Here is a 16543-nt window from a genome sequence, read left to right as displayed (position 1 = left end):
TCGTTGCCTGCCGACACTGATGTACCTGCCACCTTAGGGGGAATCGTGCCCCAGCTGTGTTACCTGCGGATTAATTGACGCCAGCGGGTGGGCCGCCGCGCGGGTGCGGTCGCGGGCTGGCTAGGCTCGAGGATGTGGCACGTTTGACGATTGCACTGGCACAGATCAACACCGTCGTCGGGGACCTCGAGGGAAACAGCCAACGAATTCTCGCCGAGGCTCGACGGGCGCAGCAGGCACAGGCGGATGCGGTGGTGTTCCCGGAGATGACCCTCACGGGATACCCGGTGGAGGACCTCGCGCTGCGTTCCTCGTTCGCTGCGGCGTCCCAGACGGAATTGGAGCGTCTCGCCGTCCGGCTATCCGAGGCCGGGCAGGGTGAGCTTCCGGTCGTCGTGGGCTTTCTGGAACCGGGGACGGGCCGGCCCCGGAACGCGCTGGCCGTGCTCTGGCAGGGGGTGGTGCGCCTGGTGTCGGCCAAACACCATCTGCCCAACTACGGCGTGTTCGACGAGCACCGGTACTTCGTGCCGGGCGACGTTTTTCCCGTCGTCACGATCGGTGGGGTGGACGTGGCCTTTGCGATCTGCGAGGACCTCTGGCAGGACGGCGGACCGGTGGCTGCGGTCCGCCAGGCCGGGGCGGGGCTGCTCGTGGTACTCAACGGCTCGCCCTACGAACGAGACAAGGACGACGTGCGCCTGGAACTGTGCCGCCGCCGTGCCCGCGAGGCAGGTGCGGCCCTTGCCTATGTCAACCTTGTCGGCGGCCAGGACGAGCTCGTCTTCGACGGAGATTCCCTGGTGGTGGACGCTACCGGTGAGGTTATGGCCCGCGCCGCGCAGTTCACCGAGGAACTGCTGGTGTGTGACCTCGAACTGCCGAGCGCGGCGACAGCATCGCCGCCCCCGCAACGGGAGATCGCGGCCGACGGCATCACGATTCAGCGAGACGCCCTCAGCGCGACCGTGCGGACTGGGGCAGAGTCGCCGGCGGGCGCCGCCCGGCATGCTGCGCGGTTGACGGACCCGGCCGAGATCTACGCCGCCCTGGTGGCAGGGACGCGAGACTACGTCCGGAAGAACGGTTTTCCCTCGGTGCTGCTGGGACTCTCCGGTGGTATCGACTCGGCACTGACGGCGACGATCGCCGCCGACGCCCTGGGGTCCGAGGCCGTGCACGCGGTACTCATGCCCAGCCGCTACTCCAGCGGCCATTCGGTCAGCGACGCCGAGGACCTGGTGAAGCGGCAGGGCATCCACGGACGAACCGTGCCGGTTGCTGGCCTGGTGCAGGCCTACGAAGGGGAGCTCGATCTGGACGGGCTGGCCGCGGAGAACCTCCAGGCCCGGGTTCGGGGAGTGGTGGTGATGAGCCTGTCCAACCAGGAGGGTCACCTCGTGCTGGCGCCGGGAAACAAGAGCGAGCTGGCCACCGGTTACTCCACGCTGTACGGGGACTCGGTCGGCGGATACGCACCCATCAAGGACATCTGGAAGACCCAGGTCTGGGAACTGGCGCGCTGGCGCAACGCCGAGGCGGAGCGCCACGGCGAGACCCCGCCCATCCCGGAGAACTCGATCGTCAAGGAACCCAGCGCCGAGCTACGCCCCGACCAGCGGGACACCGACTCACTACCGGACTACGCAGTGCTGGACGCACTGCTGGATGACTATGTCGGCACCGATCTCGGTCGTGGGGAGCTGGTCGCCGCGGGTCACGACGCCCAGCTGGTCGATCGGGTGATCCGGATGGTGGACCGGGCGGAGTACAAGCGCCGCCAGTACCCGCCGGGGCCCAAGGTGAGTCGCCGCAACTTCGGTCGGGACCGCCGCCTTCCGATCACCAACCGGTGGAGCTTTGGTGTTGGGCTGCCCCCCCTGTGCCGTCGGGGGCCGTGCATCCCCGAGTACTCGGGGATGCACGGCCACACGTCGTTGCGCTGGGGAGAGGGTTCACGGACAGACGATCAAGTGTTATTTTGCGCACATGATCGCAAGATCTTGCATATTTTGCGTGGTCTATGCAATCGCTGTTTGTAACTCCACATCCCCCGGAGGGCGCCATGCGTCACGGTTGGCGAAGTTCCGCCACGCTCGCGGCGACACTCGGCCTCGGCCTGGTCGCCGCGTTGCTTGCTCCACCCAGTTCCGCAACCGCTACCTCAGATTCCCCCGGATCTGCCCCCATGGAGGTCCCCCCGCCGTTCGCCGAGCCCGGCAGCCTACCCGCCCCGGCTGTGGCTGCCGGTCAGGTCCCGGCGGAGTTTCCCGGAGCGGTCGGACCAGACGAAGCAGAAACCGGTGACCATACCGACGAGGTGCTTGTGCACCTGTTTCAGTGGAACTGGAACTCCATCGCCGCGGAGTGCGCGGAGTACCTCGGGCCGAACGGCTACAGCGGCGTGCAGGTCGCCCCGCCCCAGGAACACGTTGTGGTTCCGGAGTCCGAGGAGGACGACCGGGGCCAGGTGGGCGAGTACCCCTGGTGGCAGGACTATCAGCCGGTGTCCTACCAGCTGGACAACACGCGCCGCGGGGACGCCGACGACTTCCAGAACATGGTCGACACCTGTGCCGAGCACGACGTGAAGATCTACGTCGACGCCGTGATCAACCACATGACCGGCCCTGGGGACGGTGTGGGCAGCAACGGCACCGAGTGGGAGCAGTACTCCTACCCCGATCTGTTCGGGGATGGCACCGCAAGCTTCGACTACGACGACTTCGGCCCCTGCTGGCGGGAGATCGAGGACTGGAACGACCGCGATGAGGTGCAGGACTGCGAGCTGCTGGAACTGGCGGATCTGAACACCGCAGATCCAGACGTGCGGGCACCGGTGATCGATTACCTGGCCGGACTGGTGAACATGGGAGTATCCGGCTTCCGCGTGGACGCGGCCAAGCACATCCAGGAGGAGCACCTGGAGGCTATGATCGATGCGCTCCCGGCCGTACCCGACGGATACCCCGGGGCGGGGGAGCAGCCGGACTTCTTCCACGAGGTCTACGGTGACGCGACGATCCCCTACACCGCCTACACGCCGTACGGCGACGTGACCAACTTCGATCACCAGGCCAACGTCGCCCAGTCTTTCCGCGAGGGCCAGATCGCCGACCTCGGCGATGTGGGAACCCCGGGTGGCCTGGCCGCGAACGAGGCCACCGTGTTCGTGGACAACCACGACATCCAGCGCGACGGGCACAGCGACGGAAAGGAGCTGCTGACCTACCACGACGGGGAGCGCCACTATCTGGCCACCGCCTATCTGCTGGCCCACGACTACGGCACCCCCAAGGTGATGTCCAGCTACGACTTCGAGCTCGACGGCGGGGAGGCCGAGGGCCCACCCAATCACGAACCGCAGGACGGCAATCCGGCCGGGGCGCTCACCGCAGACACCGACTGCGACAGCGAGGACTGGATCTGCGAGCACCGGGCCCCCATGGTCACCGGACTGGTGACCTTCAGCAACCATGTGGGGGCTGCTCCCGTCACCAGTGCCACCAGTGCGGGGGATGGTCGGCTTGCCTTCGACCGCGGCGAGGTCGGTCTGGCCGCGTTCAACGCCACCGGGGAGGCCTGGGAGGCCACCCTGGCCACGAATCTGGATGATGGCGAGTACTGCGACCTTGCCCAGGGGCCCTTGGGCGCGGACGGCAGCTGTGCCGGCGACACGGTGACGGTCGCCGACGGCGAGGTACACGCGCAGATCCCGGCCGACGGCGCTCTGGCACTGGCCACACCGTGCGAAGGCGACCAGTGCGCAGGCTCCGACCCGGACCCCGATCCGGGATCGGCGGAGCTCACCGCCACCGTCGAGACCTGGTACGGCCAGGAGGTCGCCATGGTGGGGAACCACGCCGAGCTCGGGAACTGGGACCCACACCAGGGGCTGCACCTCGACACGGACGCCGACACCTACCCCGAGTGGTCCGTGCAGGTGGACGTGCCCGAGGGCACGGAGTGGAAACTGGTGAAACTCGACCCGGACGGGACCGTCACCTGGGAAGATGAGATCGACAACCGGGTGTGGTCCGGTGCGGACACCGCCGTGACCTGGAACCAGGGCTGAGGTTTCCAGTGCCGTGAGGCCCATCGCCTCATTCCGGATCCGCCTCGGCACCGCGGTGCCGAGGCGGATCCGCCGGTAGCCGCGGCCCCGCCCCGAAAGCATCGGAGGCCAGCTGGACCGCAGGCGACACCCCGGGCAGGATCAGGACCCAGCCCACCAGTGCCCACCCCAGGTGGAGATGCTCCAGGGTGCGTCCCAGAGCCGCCACCCCAACGTCGGTAACTCCGGCGGCGTTCTCGTACCGTAGGCGCCGCAACTCTTCGGGATGGGCCTGCGCCGGCTCAATCCGCAGCCCGACGGGCCGCCGCACCGTGACCCACCGGCCTACGCCACGGCACAGGGCGCAATCCCCGGCCACGTACACCACCGCGGGGGATATTCGGTCCGTTGGACGCAGCCGGGGAACCCAGGGACGCACCTGGGCGCGGTACCGACGCCACTGTGGCCCGAAGCTGCGGTGCAACTGCTGGTCCTCGTGCCAGGAGGCCAGTCCCACTGCGTATCCAACGATCACGACGACCCCAACCAGAGGGCGCCAATCCAGGGCTGTTACAGCCCAAACCAGAAATAGCAGGCTCATCGACAACTGCATCGGGTTGCGCACGTAGGCGTAGGGGCCGGTGGTCACCAGCCGCCGTGGCGGGTCGTAGGGCAGTGGGGTCCCGTGCCCGGCGCGGGCGAATTCCCGGGCCGCGGCCAGGCCCGGTAGTAGGCCGAGCAGCCCCAGCTGTACCGCCACCGCCGGGACCGGCTCCGGCCAGGCCGGCTCCCAGCCCAGGAGGAACACCGCGACCAGGACCGTGCCCGCGAGCAGGATCTGCGCCCACGAACGGAATGCGAGGCGGCGGTCTCGGCGCGTCCAGGAGGCCAGCAGGGTGGCCGGAACCAAGCACAGGAGAAGCCCGAGCGCCTCCCCTAGCAGCCATCCCGGTCCGAGCGCGATAACCGGAGCTGCCTGTGGCATCAGGGCAACGTCCACCCAGGCGGCCGCAGCTACCACCAGCGTGGCCGGCACGCGGGGGACGAGAAGTGCCGGCAGGGTGCCCCACAGCACGGTCCAGCCCAGCCACAGGTCCACCGGAACTCCGTTCAGGGTTGCACCCGCGGCCTGGAAGTGCCACCAGTCCATCCGGACGGCCAGGAGGTTCAACGGGTACAGCGTCACCCCGCACCACACGCTGGCCAGGAGGAGCGCTGCGACCCACCGGTCGTGCTCGCCGGGGTTGGGGCGCAGTGCCACGCCCACCCCAACGGTGAGCAACACCGGGCCGAAGAGGGCGACGGCCCGGATCACCGCAGGATCGTCCATGACCACGGGCTAGTCCCGGCCCGGGGTGAAGGTGTTCCGGAGGTAGCCCGCCGCCTCGTCCATCGCGTACCGCTGGAGTGGACCGAAGTACCAGGAGGGGTCATAGGTGCGGGTGTAGTGCAACTGCCAGTTGAGCTCGGTCCCCGCGGACCGTTCCTGCCAGGTCACCTCCGCGGTGTGGAGATCGAGCCACCGTGCGAGGGTGCTGTCCGTCTCAACGGTGAAGACCACGTGCCCCCCAGTGTCGGTCACGGTGCTGTCCACGATCCGGAGTTCCATCGAGCGTTCCTGGGGTTCGGCGCCGATCCCGAGACTCTCGCGGTCCGTGAACTCCACCGTGCGGTGGTCACCCACCTCGAGTCCGTGGCCCGTGGCCCGAACCGGGGTGGGAAAGGGGACAGTGCGGAGGAACCGTGACCTCGGTTCCGCGTAGTCGGGAGGTGCGGCCAGCGTCGCCTGTACCTCGTCCGCCGAGGCGGCGACGACGCCGGAATCGCGGCCGGTGGTCTCGCGGGTCAGCAGGCTGGTCTCGGCGACACCTTCCAGGCTGACCAGTCCCAGGAGGGGCAGGACGAGCAGGGACTGGTAGCCACCGTTGCGGGCGTCGCGCCCGACCATCCAGCCAAGGAGCGCGGCAATCCCGTAGAAGAGGGGGGCGCTCAGGATGAGACAGACCACGCCCTCGTTGAGGAGCGGCCCGGCCAGGGCCAGGCCGATTGTGGTGACACACAGGGCCACGCCGACCGGGGAGCGGGGGCGGGCACCGAAGGTCACCAGCAATGCGATGAGTGCGGGGAGGCCCACATAGAACAGGGCGGTCTCCTCCAGGCCACCGGCCTGAAGGATGCGTTCCGCCAGCATCGCGGCGAACAGGGCCAGCAGGATCCAGCCCAGGGCCAAGCGTCGTTTCCAGTGGTACTCGGGACGTGGATCCGGCTCGGGGGCAGGCTCGGAAACAGTCATGCGAGACACCTTCCGCCATGTCGGGGGTGCGGACCCTCCTAGTTAATCACATGATTAAATCAGTTGGTCAATCTGCTAGATTTCCTTCGGGAACCCCGACTGGTTACCGATTCGCGCGTCCCGAGGAGGGTCATGGCCCAGCACGCTGCCCCAAAGCGCCGCCCCGCCAGGGACACGCGCAACCAGCTCGTCGAGGCGGCCGGCACAGTGCTGCGAGAACAGGGCTACGCCCGTGCCTCGGCGCGCAGTATCGCCACCACCGCCGGAGTCAATTCGGCCTTGGTCTTCTACCACTTCGGCAGTGTGGACCAGCTGCTTCTGGCCGCGTTGGACCGTTCGTCCGAGCAACGCATGGCAGCACACCGTGCCCGCGCCGCCCAGGCCCACACCCTGGAAGACCTGGTCGAGGTGGCTGTGGACATCTATCGCGCCGACGCGGCTGGTGGCCACCTCACCCTGTTCGCCGAGCTGGTGGCCGCCAGCGTCAGCAAGCCGGAGCTACGCCCCGAGATCAGTCGCCGCGCACAGCCGTGGATGGACTTCGTCGCCGCCGAATGGGAGCGCGTCCTCGGCGGGTCCCCGCTGGGACGGTTATTGCCCGCGCCAGACGTCGCCAACGCCGCGATTACTCTCTACCTGGGGATCAACCTGTTCTCGGTCCTCGACGAGGACCAGCAACGCACCGAAGCGGTGTTCGACCTCGCCCGCGAGCTCGCACCACGCGCGAAACTGCTCACCCTGCGCCTACCCGGCCGTAAGGGGACCAGAACCGCCACGGAGCACACCGAGAGCACTGCGCCAGCACAGGAGGATTAGCTGTCGTAGAACAACCGTTCCATGACCGCGCGCGCCCGACGTGTGTGCTGGCGGTAGTCCTCCAGGAGCTGCTCGCTCGCGCTGCCCTCATCCTCGGCCGGTAGGTAGCCCAGCGCCTGGGCCAACGCGGCCCGGGCCCGGACATCGGTAGGGATACTGTCCCCGGCCTTGCCCCGCACGAGGGTCACCGCATCCCGGATACGGCTGGCCAGCCGCCAGGCCGCCGCCAAGGTGTCCGCATCCTCGTCTTCAACGAGTCCAGCATCGCGGGCCGCCTCCAATGCCCGAAGAGTCCCGGTGGTGCGCAGTTCCGGACACCGATGAGCGTGCCGCAACTGCAACAACTGCACCACCCACTCCACGTCGGACAATCCACCCGGCCCCAGCTTGGTGTGCAGGGCCGGATCCGCGCCGCGTGGAAGGCGTTCGGCCTCCATGCGTGCCTTGAGTTTGCGGATCTCTCGGATCCCCGACTCGCTGACTCCGTCCTCCGGATAACGCAGCGGGTCGATCAGATTCGTGAACTCCGCGCCGAGATCCGAATCTCCGGCGACCGGCCACGCCCGCAGCAGCGCCTGGGACTCCCACAGCGCCGACCACCGGGTGTAGTAGTTGGCGTAGGAGGACAGGGTGCGCACCTCCGGCCCGTTGCGGCCCTCGGGGCGCAGTGCCGTATCGATGACCAGGGGTGGATCGGCCGCCGGAAGCTCCAACAGGCGACGCAGCTCGGCCGCGATCGCCCGAGCCGAAGCGGCCGCGGTCTCGGCGTCGGTTCCCGCCCGTGCGGTGTAGACGAAAAGGACGTCGGCGTCGCTGGCGTAACTGAGCTCGCCACCACCGAATCTGCCCATCGCCACCACACAGAACCGCACCGGTGGGGGTGCGTCCCGCGTGCGGGCCACCTCGGCGATAGCCGCCCGCAGGGCGGCATCCACGGTGACCGCCGTGATCTCGGTGAGGGCCGTGCCCACCGTCGTCACGTCGTTCAGTCCCAGAAGGTCAGCTGTGGCGGTGCGCAGGAGTTCCCGCCGCCGCAGGGAACGCAGCGCGGTCACGGCCCCCTCGGCCGAGGCGTGCCTGTGCAGAATCGCGGCTGCTTCGGTGCGGAGTTCCGCACGGTGACGCGGCGCGAGGTCGCGTTCATCGGCAAGCATCGCCACCGCATCAGGGGCCCGCAGCAGGAGCTCAGTTGCGTATTTGCTCGTACCCAGAAGGCGCGCCATCCGCTCGGCCACACGGACGTCGTCCCGCAGCAGGCGCAGGTACCAGGGAGTATTGTCCAAAGCCTCGGACACCTGCCGAAACCCGAGCAGGCCGGCGTCGGGATCGGGACAGTCGGCGAACCAGCCCAGCATGACCGGAAGCAGGGTGCGTCGGATCGCGGCGCTACGGGATACCCCCTGGGTCAGGGCCTCCAGATGCCGCAGCGCGCCGGCCGGATCGAGGAAACCGAGGGCCTCCAGTCTGCTGCGAGCCTGTTCGGGGCTCAGCCGTGCTTCCGATTCGGGGAGTCGAGCAACCGCGTTCAGCAGCGGGCGGTAGAACAGTTTCTCGTGCAGTCGCCGCACCTCGGCGGTGTGCCGGCGCCAGGCGGCCAGCAGCTCCGCGGCGGGGTCCCCCCGCAGTCCGAGGGCGCGACCCATCCGGCGCAGGTCCCTCCGCCCTTCGTCGGTGTTCGGATCGGGGAGCAGGTGCGTGCGCCGCAGTCGGTACAGCTGCACGAGGTGCTCCAGGCGCCGCAGGAACCGGTACGATTCGGCGAGCTCGCCCGCGTCCGCGCGGCCCACGTAGCCCCCTGCGGAAAGCTCGGCCAGGGCGGTCAGGGTCGCGGGTGAACGTACGCTGTCATCACTTCGACCGTGTACCAGCTGGAGAAGCTGTACCGCGAATTCGATGTCCCGGAGCCCGCCCCGGCCCAGCTTCAGTTGGCGTTCGGCCTCGGACGGAGCGATGTGGGCCTCCACCCGGCGTCGCATCGCCTGCACATCGTCCACGAAATTCGGTCGGTCCGCTGCCTGCCACACCATCGGAGCGATCTGGGCGAGGTACTGTTCGCCCAGATCGGCATCCCCGGCGATCGGACGCGCTTTAAGTAGCGCCTGGAACTCCCAGGTCTTGGCCCAGCGCTCATAGTAGGAGACGTGGCTGGCCAGGGTGCGCACGAGCGGACCGTTCTTACCTTCGGGTCGCAGCGCCGCATCCACCTCCCACAGCGTGCCCTCGCTTCCTGGCTCACTGATGACACGCATCATGGAAGTGGCGAGTCGAGTGGCCGCGCGCAGCGCTTCCTGCTCGCCGGCATCGGCGGTGGCCGGCTCAGCGACGAACACCACGTCGACGTCGCTCACGTAGTTCAGTTCCCCAGCTCCGCACTTGCCCATGCCCACCACGGCCAGGCGGCACAATCGCGCCGCGGCCGGATCCTCGGCCCGGGCCAGCGCGAGCGCCCCCTCGAGGACCGCAGCGGCCAGCCCGGCCAGCTCGGCAGCGATATCGTCGAGCTCGGTGATCCCGGTCAGGTCGCGGGCGGCCAGGTGCAGTACCCGGCGACGGTAGGCGGCGTGGAGTGCGGTGGCCACCCGGGCTGTGGGGTGGCCCGCGAGATCCGCGACCGGAACGGAGGCGCCGGAGGGATCGGCGCCGACGGCGTGCAGCAGACCGGCGCGGTACTCGCCGGCGCCGGGTTGGCGGGCCGCGTCATGACCCCGCAGCTCGCGCCAGTCCTCGGGGTGGCGCGTCAGGTGGTCGCCCAGGGCTCGACTCGCACCGAGTACGCGGGTGAGCCGAGCACGCAGGTCGGACTCTCCGTCGAGCGCGGCCAGCAATTCGCCGGGCGCCGCGACGCTTTCCAGTAGCCGGGTGAGTCCGAGCAATGCCAGGTCAGGGTCCGCGGCGGCCGTCAGGTCCGCCAGGATGCTGGGGTGGTCCGCGAGTCCGGTGCTGTCCAGGAGCTCCCTGGCCCGCCCCGCATCGCCGAAGCCCTGCCGGGCCAGCGTTCCGGTGGTTGTTTCCTGTCTGCCGCGTGCGATCACGCTTCAACGGTATCGAGGGGGACGGACGGGGGTGCAGGCCCCGGCGTGAAATTCGGGGTGTCCGTCCGCCCGAGAGTGGCGGCGGACACCCCGATCCTGGAGGGTCTGCTTCAGCCAGTGGTGCACGGCTCACCGTTGAGGTGGAACTCCGCGGGGTGGCCGGCCGGGCCACGACCGGTGAATCCGAAGGTGTGTCGTGGTTTTCCCTCATCGGGCGTGTGGAGCACCGCGTTGTGGTCCCCGCTGGCCACCGTCACCTGCGCGCCGTCTTGGGTAACGTCGGCGTTCCAGCTGTCATCGATGTGCTGAGATCCAGGGAACGTCCAGGTCAACGTCCAGTCCTCGATCGTGTCCGGGCCCAGGTTCTGCACCCAGACCTGGGTGATGAACCCGTCGGGCCAGCTGCCGTGCACCGTGTAGTCCACTGCACAACTGGTGTGCGGATCCGGAGCGTCCATCGCGGTGCCCATGTCCGCGGCCCACGAGGAGTACCATGCCAGGGCGGCGTTCCAGTTGATCGTGGTCTCGTTCGTGGACCAGGATCCGATGTCGTCGATATAGCAGGTCTGTGGGGCACAGTTCGCTAGGTGATCCTGGGCCACCGGGTCCTGGATCCCGGAGTTGGGGCCACCGGCGATCTTTCCGTCGGGGAAGGGCGGCAGCCGGTCGGCCGAGGCGTACCATCGGCTGTGCATGTTCTCCGAGTAGTGGGTGCCGTAGCCGGTCACGTAGGAGTTGTTCAGGGCGTTGCGTCCCAGTACGTAGTCGGCCGCCTCCAGCGCCGCATCCCGGTAGATGGTCTCCCCGGTGAGATCGTAGGCGGCGGCGATCACCACCGCATTGTTGATGACCTGGTGGGTGGATCCCCAGTCGTAGTCACCGGGGTTGTAGGGGTGCCCGAACGGCTCGTCTCGCTGTACGTCGAGGTAGGTGTCCGCGCCCTCGACCACGGAGTCGATGACCGCATCGCGGTCCGGCAGGGTGTTGGGTACCGTGGCGAGGTCGAGCCGGCCGGCGGCCGCGGTAAAGCCCCAGTCGAACCCGGTGTCCCGCCAGATGTCGGCGTGCTCACCCCCGACGTGATACGGAGAGTCCAGGACCGCGTCGCGGTACCGATCGGCGTTGGTGGTCAGGAACAGTTGGGCGGCCGCCCAGTAGAATTCGTCGCCAACGTTCTCGTCATCGTAGGGTCCCCCACCGGGGTTGCTGTCCAGCTCGTTGGTGTTGGGCGCGTAGATCTCCGGGGTGTCTCGGGCCGCATCCCAGGCTCGTTGGGCTGCCTGGAGTAGCTCGTCGGCGTAGTCGGGATCGTGGGCTTCGAACACACGGGCACCCTGGGCCGCCGTGGCGGCGAGGTTGAGGGTGGCCGCGGTGGAGGGCCGGTGCAGGTAGCGCGGCATCGGGTCCTCGTGCGGCAACGTGTCCAGACCGGTCCAGGCCACATCATGCAGCTTGTGGTGGACCAGACCGCCGGCGTCCACGGTCTCGCCGCCGATATCCATCTCGGTGCCCTCGGGGACCTGCATGGCCAGCATCCAGTCGAGGTTCCAGCGCACCTCGTCCAGAACGTCGGGGATGCTGTTGTCACGTTCCGGGATCAGCAGGGTCCCGTCGTCGAGTGCGCCCTCGTCGACCACTCCCGCGGTGTGGGTGCGCTCGTAGGTCGCCAATAGTTGGTAGACCGAGATGCCTGAGTTGACCACGTACTTGCCGTGATCGCCGGCGTCGTACCAGCCACCGTCGACGTCGAGGGCGTAGCCCTCGGGGCAGGTCCAGCCCTCGTCGCCGTAGTGCGTGTAGCCGCCCTCCTGGGGCGTGCCCTCGTGGTCCTCCACCCCGTCGTTGGGCAGACAGGGCACGTGCAGATCTCCCTGGTTGACATCGTCGCCGCCGAACTCGGACACGTGTCCGGCGGGACGTTCGTACTCCTCCTTGTGGAGTTCGCCGTCGGCCTCGATCGCGGTGATCTCGATGCCGGACCGTTGGGTGTAGTAGATGCCCAGCGAATCGTGGCGTAGCTGGTCGTAAATGCGGGAGTCGATGTCGAAGGGATAGCTTTCCTCGCCGTCCACGGCGAGATGGAAGCCGCTTCCTGTGGCGCTGACGTCACTGAAGTCCACCGTGTGCACGTCCAGTCCGGCCGAGGGGTCGAAGCCGGCGGGGGAGGTCTGGCCGCTGGCTACCTCCGCGCCGGAACCATCGTGTAGGCGCCATTCCAGTGGGTTGTCAGCCTCGGTGACGACCGTGGCGTTCTTGGGCCCCTCGGGAAGGTACCCGACCTGGTTGACACGTACGGATGGTCCGGTGTCCGGATCGTGGGCGCGTGCCTGAACGGGACTGGCGGGCATGAGGCTGGCCAGCAGTGCGAACACGGTGACCGTGGCGAGAGTGCCGCCGCACTGTCGCCCTGGCGCTGTGAAGTGCACGATGTGTGTAGCCTTTCGTCAGGGGGAATGGGAGCGCTCCCACATGTGTGGGCATTTTAGTCACACCTGTGGTGTGGGTCACTGTCTCGAAGGTGAGGCAATTGATGCTTGACACGCCGTGGAGGCCCGCTGGGCGATCCATCGGAGCCGGAGCGGGTTCGTAGCTTGCGTCCGCACACGCCGAGGTGGCACCAGCCCCGGATCACCGCCGACGGGGGAGCGGCCAGGCTGGACCCAGGAGCGGGAGCCCCGCTGTGAGGCCACTGCACACGGTGCTGGAAAATCGACTGCTCCCGGCCACCGATCCGGGCTGCGGTACGCAGCCGAATTCTGTGCTGGTTCCCGGCAGCGCGAGATCGTACGCACGGCCATCTCCCCACCTCCTCGCCTCCTCATGGTGGGGACGGCCCCGCGCCTGGGATGAGCCGGCGGGGGACCGCGGTGGGCGACCTCCGCTTCGGCCCCTACTGGTACCGCGTGATACCACGACGAGGGGTGCTCCCCGGCGGCGATATCGGGTCAACCGGAAACGGTGCCGACGGGATGTCGGCGAGTTGTGCGCGCCGGGGGCTGAGTAGCCCTACTCACGATGGTCTGAGTACGTTCTGCCACCCGGATCCGGCAGGCGTGCTCAGGACCCGGGGCGCATCCACGGTGGAGGCTGGGGCCATGCACACGACCTTGTACGCCCTCAAACCGTGGTACGGTCGCCGACTCGCCGGAATCCGACGGGTCCTGGTCGCCTGGCGGGTCAGCCCGCATGCGGTGACCGCGGCCTGCGTGGGGTGCGGAGCCGTGGCGGGTGCGGCCCTCGCGACACTGCGTCCCGGACTCTGGCTGGCCTGTGTCGTCACCGTGGCGCTGGCCGCGCGACTCGCCGCGGCCAATCTCGACGGTGCGATCGCCCGCGAGCGCGGCCGCACGAGCCGCGCCGGGAGCGTGCTCAACGAACTGGGAGACCGGCTCGCCGAGCTCGCCACCTTGGCGGGTTGTTTGGTGCTGGCCCCCGGAACGCTGGTGGTTGTGGCGGCTGGGGCCAGTCTGTTGCCCTCGTGGGTGTCCCTCGCTGGAGCCGCAGCCGGCGCGCCGCGTCTCCAGGGCGGGCCCGCGGGCAAGACCGAACGGTGTGTGCTGCTCGTCGGCTTCGCTGCCTCGGGATCGCCGTGGTGGTTGGTGGCCCTCGCGACCGGTGCGTTGCTAACGGCCATCGTTCGGCTGGTTCGTCTGTGCCGCCGGGATCGAGCCACCCCGCAGTTAGACGCAACGGTGCGGTCGGGGCCACCTGTGTCCCCGGAGGTGGCCGCATGATCGCCGCCGCGGTTCCCTATCTGGCCGGTGTGCTGACCGCCGGCGGCCTCGCGGTGGGCCTGTCCCGACGCCGCGAGCTCGTGCAACGCTGGATGACCTGGACCGTGACCGCGGTACTCGTTGTTGTGGCACTATCGTTCGGCTCCCCCGGCAGCGCCGCGTTGGCCGCCGCCGTGGGAGTCGTCGCCGCGGTGGAGTACGGGCGGCTGACGTGCCTCGGCGGCGGCCAACGTGTCCTGTTGCTGGTCACATTGGGAGTCCTGCCGATCACCGCCTGGCTCGCACCGTTCGCCTGGCTCCAGGTGTGCGCCGGCGGGCTGATATCGCTCGCCCTCGCCCCGGTCGTCACGGGGGAGGTCACCGACGGTGCGCGTCGCGCGGCGTTCGCGATCCTGGGGCTGGTGTGGCTGGCCCCACTGTCCGCGATCGTGGTGCTGGACGGTGAGCAGGTGTTCGCACTCCTGGTGGCGGTAGCTGTGGTCGATGTTGGGGCGTGGTGTGCCGGGCGGGCGCTGGGACACACCCGGTGGGGCGGTGCCCCCCTTTCCGTTTTGTCTCCCGCCAAGACACGTGCCGGATTGCTCGGAGGTGCCGGTTCCGGTATCGCCGCCTTGGCCGCACTGCACCTGTTGGTCCCCGTGCTGACCCCAGCTCTGGTACTCGCCGTGCTGGTGGGACCACCCGCCGGGGACCTGGTGGAATCCATGCTCAAACGTGGGGCGGGTGTCAAGGACACCGGTTCCTGGGTGCCGGGGTTCGGCGGGATTCTCGACCGCATCGACTCCATGCTGCTGGCCCTGGCGATTGCGGTGGTGCTGTCATGATCGTCCTGGCTCGGTACCTGCTGTGGCGCTTGGTCCTCGCACTCACCGGCGGACTCGTCGTGACGGGTGTGCTCCCGTCCGGTCCCTGTGTGGTCGTCGCCAACCACAGCTCACACGCCGACACTCCGGCCCTGCTTGCCGCTCTGGGGGCGCGCCGCTCGGTGGCGGTCGCGGCCGCGGCAGACCACTGGTTCGCGCGTCCCCTCCGGTCGATCGCCTGCCGTCTGTTGGTGGGAGGGTTCCCCGTGCGGCGCGACGGCGGTGGCGGAGCGGACCTGACCGCGGCAAGCTGGATCCTCCTGAGCGGGGGAATCGTGGTGGTCTATCCGGAGGGGACACGCTCCCGTGGCGGCGACCTGGGCCATTTCCACAGTGGAGCCGCCCGGCTGGCCGCCCATGCCGGGGTGCCGATGATTCCGGCTGCTGTCAGCGGCACCCGAAGCCTGTGCCCGCCGGATGGGGGACCCCGCCGCCGGCGTCGGGTCCGGGTCCGGTTCGGGACCCCGCTCGATACCACCGCCGATCCACGGGTGGTGGCCGAGCGTTCCCGTTCGGCGGTCGCCACCCTGCTGGCCGGTCCAGCCGCCAGCACGGCCCGACCCCGGTAGCAGTGCGGCGACCGGAGTACCACATGACAGTGTCGCACGCTCGTCGAACTACACGTAGTCCCGTAGTGGTAGGGGCGGTCGCCGTTCGGGGCCGGATCCCCGCAGCAGCTGCGCGCCGAGGGGGGTGACCTGGTGCCGCGCCTGTTTTCCGTGACGTTGTGTGGTTACCAGCCCCGATTCCCGGAGCACCGCAGTGTGCTTGCTGGCCGCGGCGGGGGAGATGCCGGCACTGTGCGCCAGCCCTGTGGTGGTGGTTTCCCCGTGCTCGGTGATCAGTTCCAGGATCCTGGCCCGCGTCCCGCCCAGAAGACAACCGAGCTCGGTGCCCGGGGTGGAGCGGTGCTCCAGCTCCCGCTGCCACAGTTCGGAGCGGTCGATGGGGTAGATCAAAACGGGCGGCTGTTCCGGGTCGGCGTAGGTGACCGGCTGACGCCAGCAGAAGTACGACGGTGCGAGCAGGAGGCCCCGTCCACGCAGATGCAGCTCGCGTCGCACCGGGTACCCTCTGACCTCCAGCACAGGTCGATGCCACCGCATGAGCGGAGCAAACGACGCCAGCAGCTCCTCCGTGCCCCGTACCAGAGCCTGGCGTCGGTAGTGCAGGTCCCGGCCCACGGCAGTAGTAATTGTTTCCCACCACGGCAACAGAGCCCAACGCTGGTACTGGTCCAGCAGCATACCGAGTGCGCGCAGCGCTCCGGATTCGGCGCGGGCCAGCCCGTTGAACCAGCCCGGTGGTTGGTTTCCTCCGAACAGCAGCGTTACCTCGCGGTGTAACTGGTCCCCCGGTGTCGCGAGCACACGTTCGATTCCCGCCGGTGGGTCCGGGTGCTCGGCCAGTGGACTCAGAAAGTCGGGAAAGTAGGTCGAACACGGTGCCAGTCGCGTGAGCAGGTCCAACGTTGTGCGTGCCTGGCTGCTGGCCAGAACTCGGGAGCGCATCTCACCGCGCCATGTGCCGAACACCAGGTGCCCGTCCCGGTTCTGGAGCAGGTGCGCACTATTGACCAGCTCCCACTGCGGCTCGGGCTGGTCCGCCAGTCGGATCCGCAGGAGATCGTCCGTAGTGAAGTGGATGCGCAGCGTCACACTTCCAGGACGTTTCCGGAGACCGGAGCGTTCACCCTCGAAACCCGCCGCGGACTATCCCGTTGTCCACATCCGGTCACGATGTCGTTCTCG

The 16543-nt window shown here is 68.7% G+C and carries 11 protein-coding genes; 6 read left to right on the top strand and 5 right to left on the bottom strand.

The genetic code is table 11. From position 1 onward, the window contains the following. The first annotated feature begins 134 nt into the window (after window positions 1–134). Window positions 135–2042 (top strand): NAD+ synthase, encoded by a 1908-nt coding sequence (locus RIF23_RS04320; RefSeq protein ID WP_310910987.1) that lies wholly within the window; start codon window positions 135–137, stop codon window positions 2040–2042. A 146-nt stretch (window positions 2043–2188) separates the two neighbouring features. Further along, window positions 2189–4075 (top strand): carbohydrate-binding module family 20 domain-containing protein, encoded by a 1887-nt coding sequence (locus tag RIF23_RS04315; protein ID WP_310910986.1) that lies wholly within the window; start codon window positions 2189–2191, stop codon window positions 4073–4075. Window positions 4076–4103: 28 nt separating this feature from the next. Here the strand turns inward: RIF23_RS04315 and RIF23_RS04310 are convergent, their stop codons facing one another. Together RIF23_RS04310 and RIF23_RS04305 are read right to left on the bottom strand one after the other, a co-directional pair. Beyond that, a complete protein-coding gene (locus RIF23_RS04310; protein ID WP_310910985.1) occupies window positions 4104–5384 on the bottom strand; it encodes an isoprenylcysteine carboxylmethyltransferase family protein in 1281 nt (426 codons plus the stop codon). A 9-nt stretch (window positions 5385–5393) separates the two neighbouring features. Next, window positions 5394–6347, bottom strand: coding sequence for a hypothetical protein (locus RIF23_RS04305; protein ID WP_310910984.1), 954 nt, complete (start codon window positions 6345–6347; stop codon window positions 5394–5396). 132 nt (window positions 6348–6479) lie between these two features. Here RIF23_RS04305 and RIF23_RS04300 point away from each other — a divergent pair, with 132 nt between their 5' ends. After that, window positions 6480–7163, top strand: coding sequence for a TetR/AcrR family transcriptional regulator (locus RIF23_RS04300; protein ID WP_310910983.1), 684 nt, complete (start codon window positions 6480–6482; stop codon window positions 7161–7163). Here the strand turns inward: RIF23_RS04300 and RIF23_RS04295 are convergent. Then, the gene (locus RIF23_RS04295) at window positions 7160–10192 is read right to left on the bottom strand and encodes a bifunctional [glutamine synthetase] adenylyltransferase/[glutamine synthetase]-adenylyl-L-tyrosine phosphorylase (protein WP_407659393.1); all 3033 of its coding nucleotides are present in this window, start codon (window positions 10190–10192) and stop codon (window positions 7160–7162) included. The genes RIF23_RS04300 and RIF23_RS04295 overlap by 4 nt on opposite strands. 113 nt (window positions 10193–10305) lie before the next feature. Continuing rightward, window positions 10306–12621 carry a glycoside hydrolase family 9 protein gene (locus tag RIF23_RS04290; protein WP_310910981.1) on the bottom strand — a complete coding sequence of 772 codons (2316 nt, stop codon included), beginning with the start codon at window positions 12619–12621 and terminating at the stop codon, window positions 10306–10308. A 669-nt stretch (window positions 12622–13290) separates the two neighbouring features. Here RIF23_RS04290 and RIF23_RS04285 point away from each other — a divergent pair. From RIF23_RS04285 to RIF23_RS04275, 3 genes are read left to right on the top strand one after another with little or no spacing between them, the layout of a single operon-like run. Next, window positions 13291–13929, top strand: a complete 639-nt coding sequence (locus RIF23_RS04285) for a CDP-alcohol phosphatidyltransferase family protein (RefSeq protein ID WP_310910980.1) — start codon at window positions 13291–13293, stop codon at window positions 13927–13929. Continuing rightward, window positions 13926–14753, top strand: a complete 828-nt coding sequence (locus RIF23_RS04280; protein WP_310910979.1) for a phosphatidate cytidylyltransferase — start codon at window positions 13926–13928, stop codon at window positions 14751–14753. The genes RIF23_RS04285 and RIF23_RS04280 overlap by 4 nt, the downstream gene beginning before the upstream one ends. Continuing rightward, complete coding sequence (locus tag RIF23_RS04275) at window positions 14750–15361, top strand: lysophospholipid acyltransferase family protein (protein WP_310910978.1); 612 nt, start codon at window positions 14750–14752, stop codon at window positions 15359–15361. The genes RIF23_RS04280 and RIF23_RS04275 overlap by 4 nt, the downstream gene beginning before the upstream one ends. 48 nt (window positions 15362–15409) lie before the next feature. Here the strand turns inward: RIF23_RS04275 and RIF23_RS04270 are convergent, their stop codons facing one another. Then, window positions 15410–16450: an ArsR/SmtB family transcription factor gene (locus RIF23_RS04270; protein ID WP_310910977.1), complete on the bottom strand. Its 1041-nt coding sequence runs from the start codon at window positions 16448–16450 to the stop codon at window positions 15410–15412. Window positions 16451–16543: the final 93 nt, after the last annotated feature.

This window comes from Lipingzhangella rawalii, from assembly GCF_031628175.1.
Taxonomy (GTDB): domain Bacteria; phylum Actinomycetota; class Actinomycetes; order Streptosporangiales; family Streptosporangiaceae; genus Lipingzhangella_A; species Lipingzhangella_A rawalii.
This window is presented reverse-complemented; position numbering and strand designations above follow the sequence as displayed.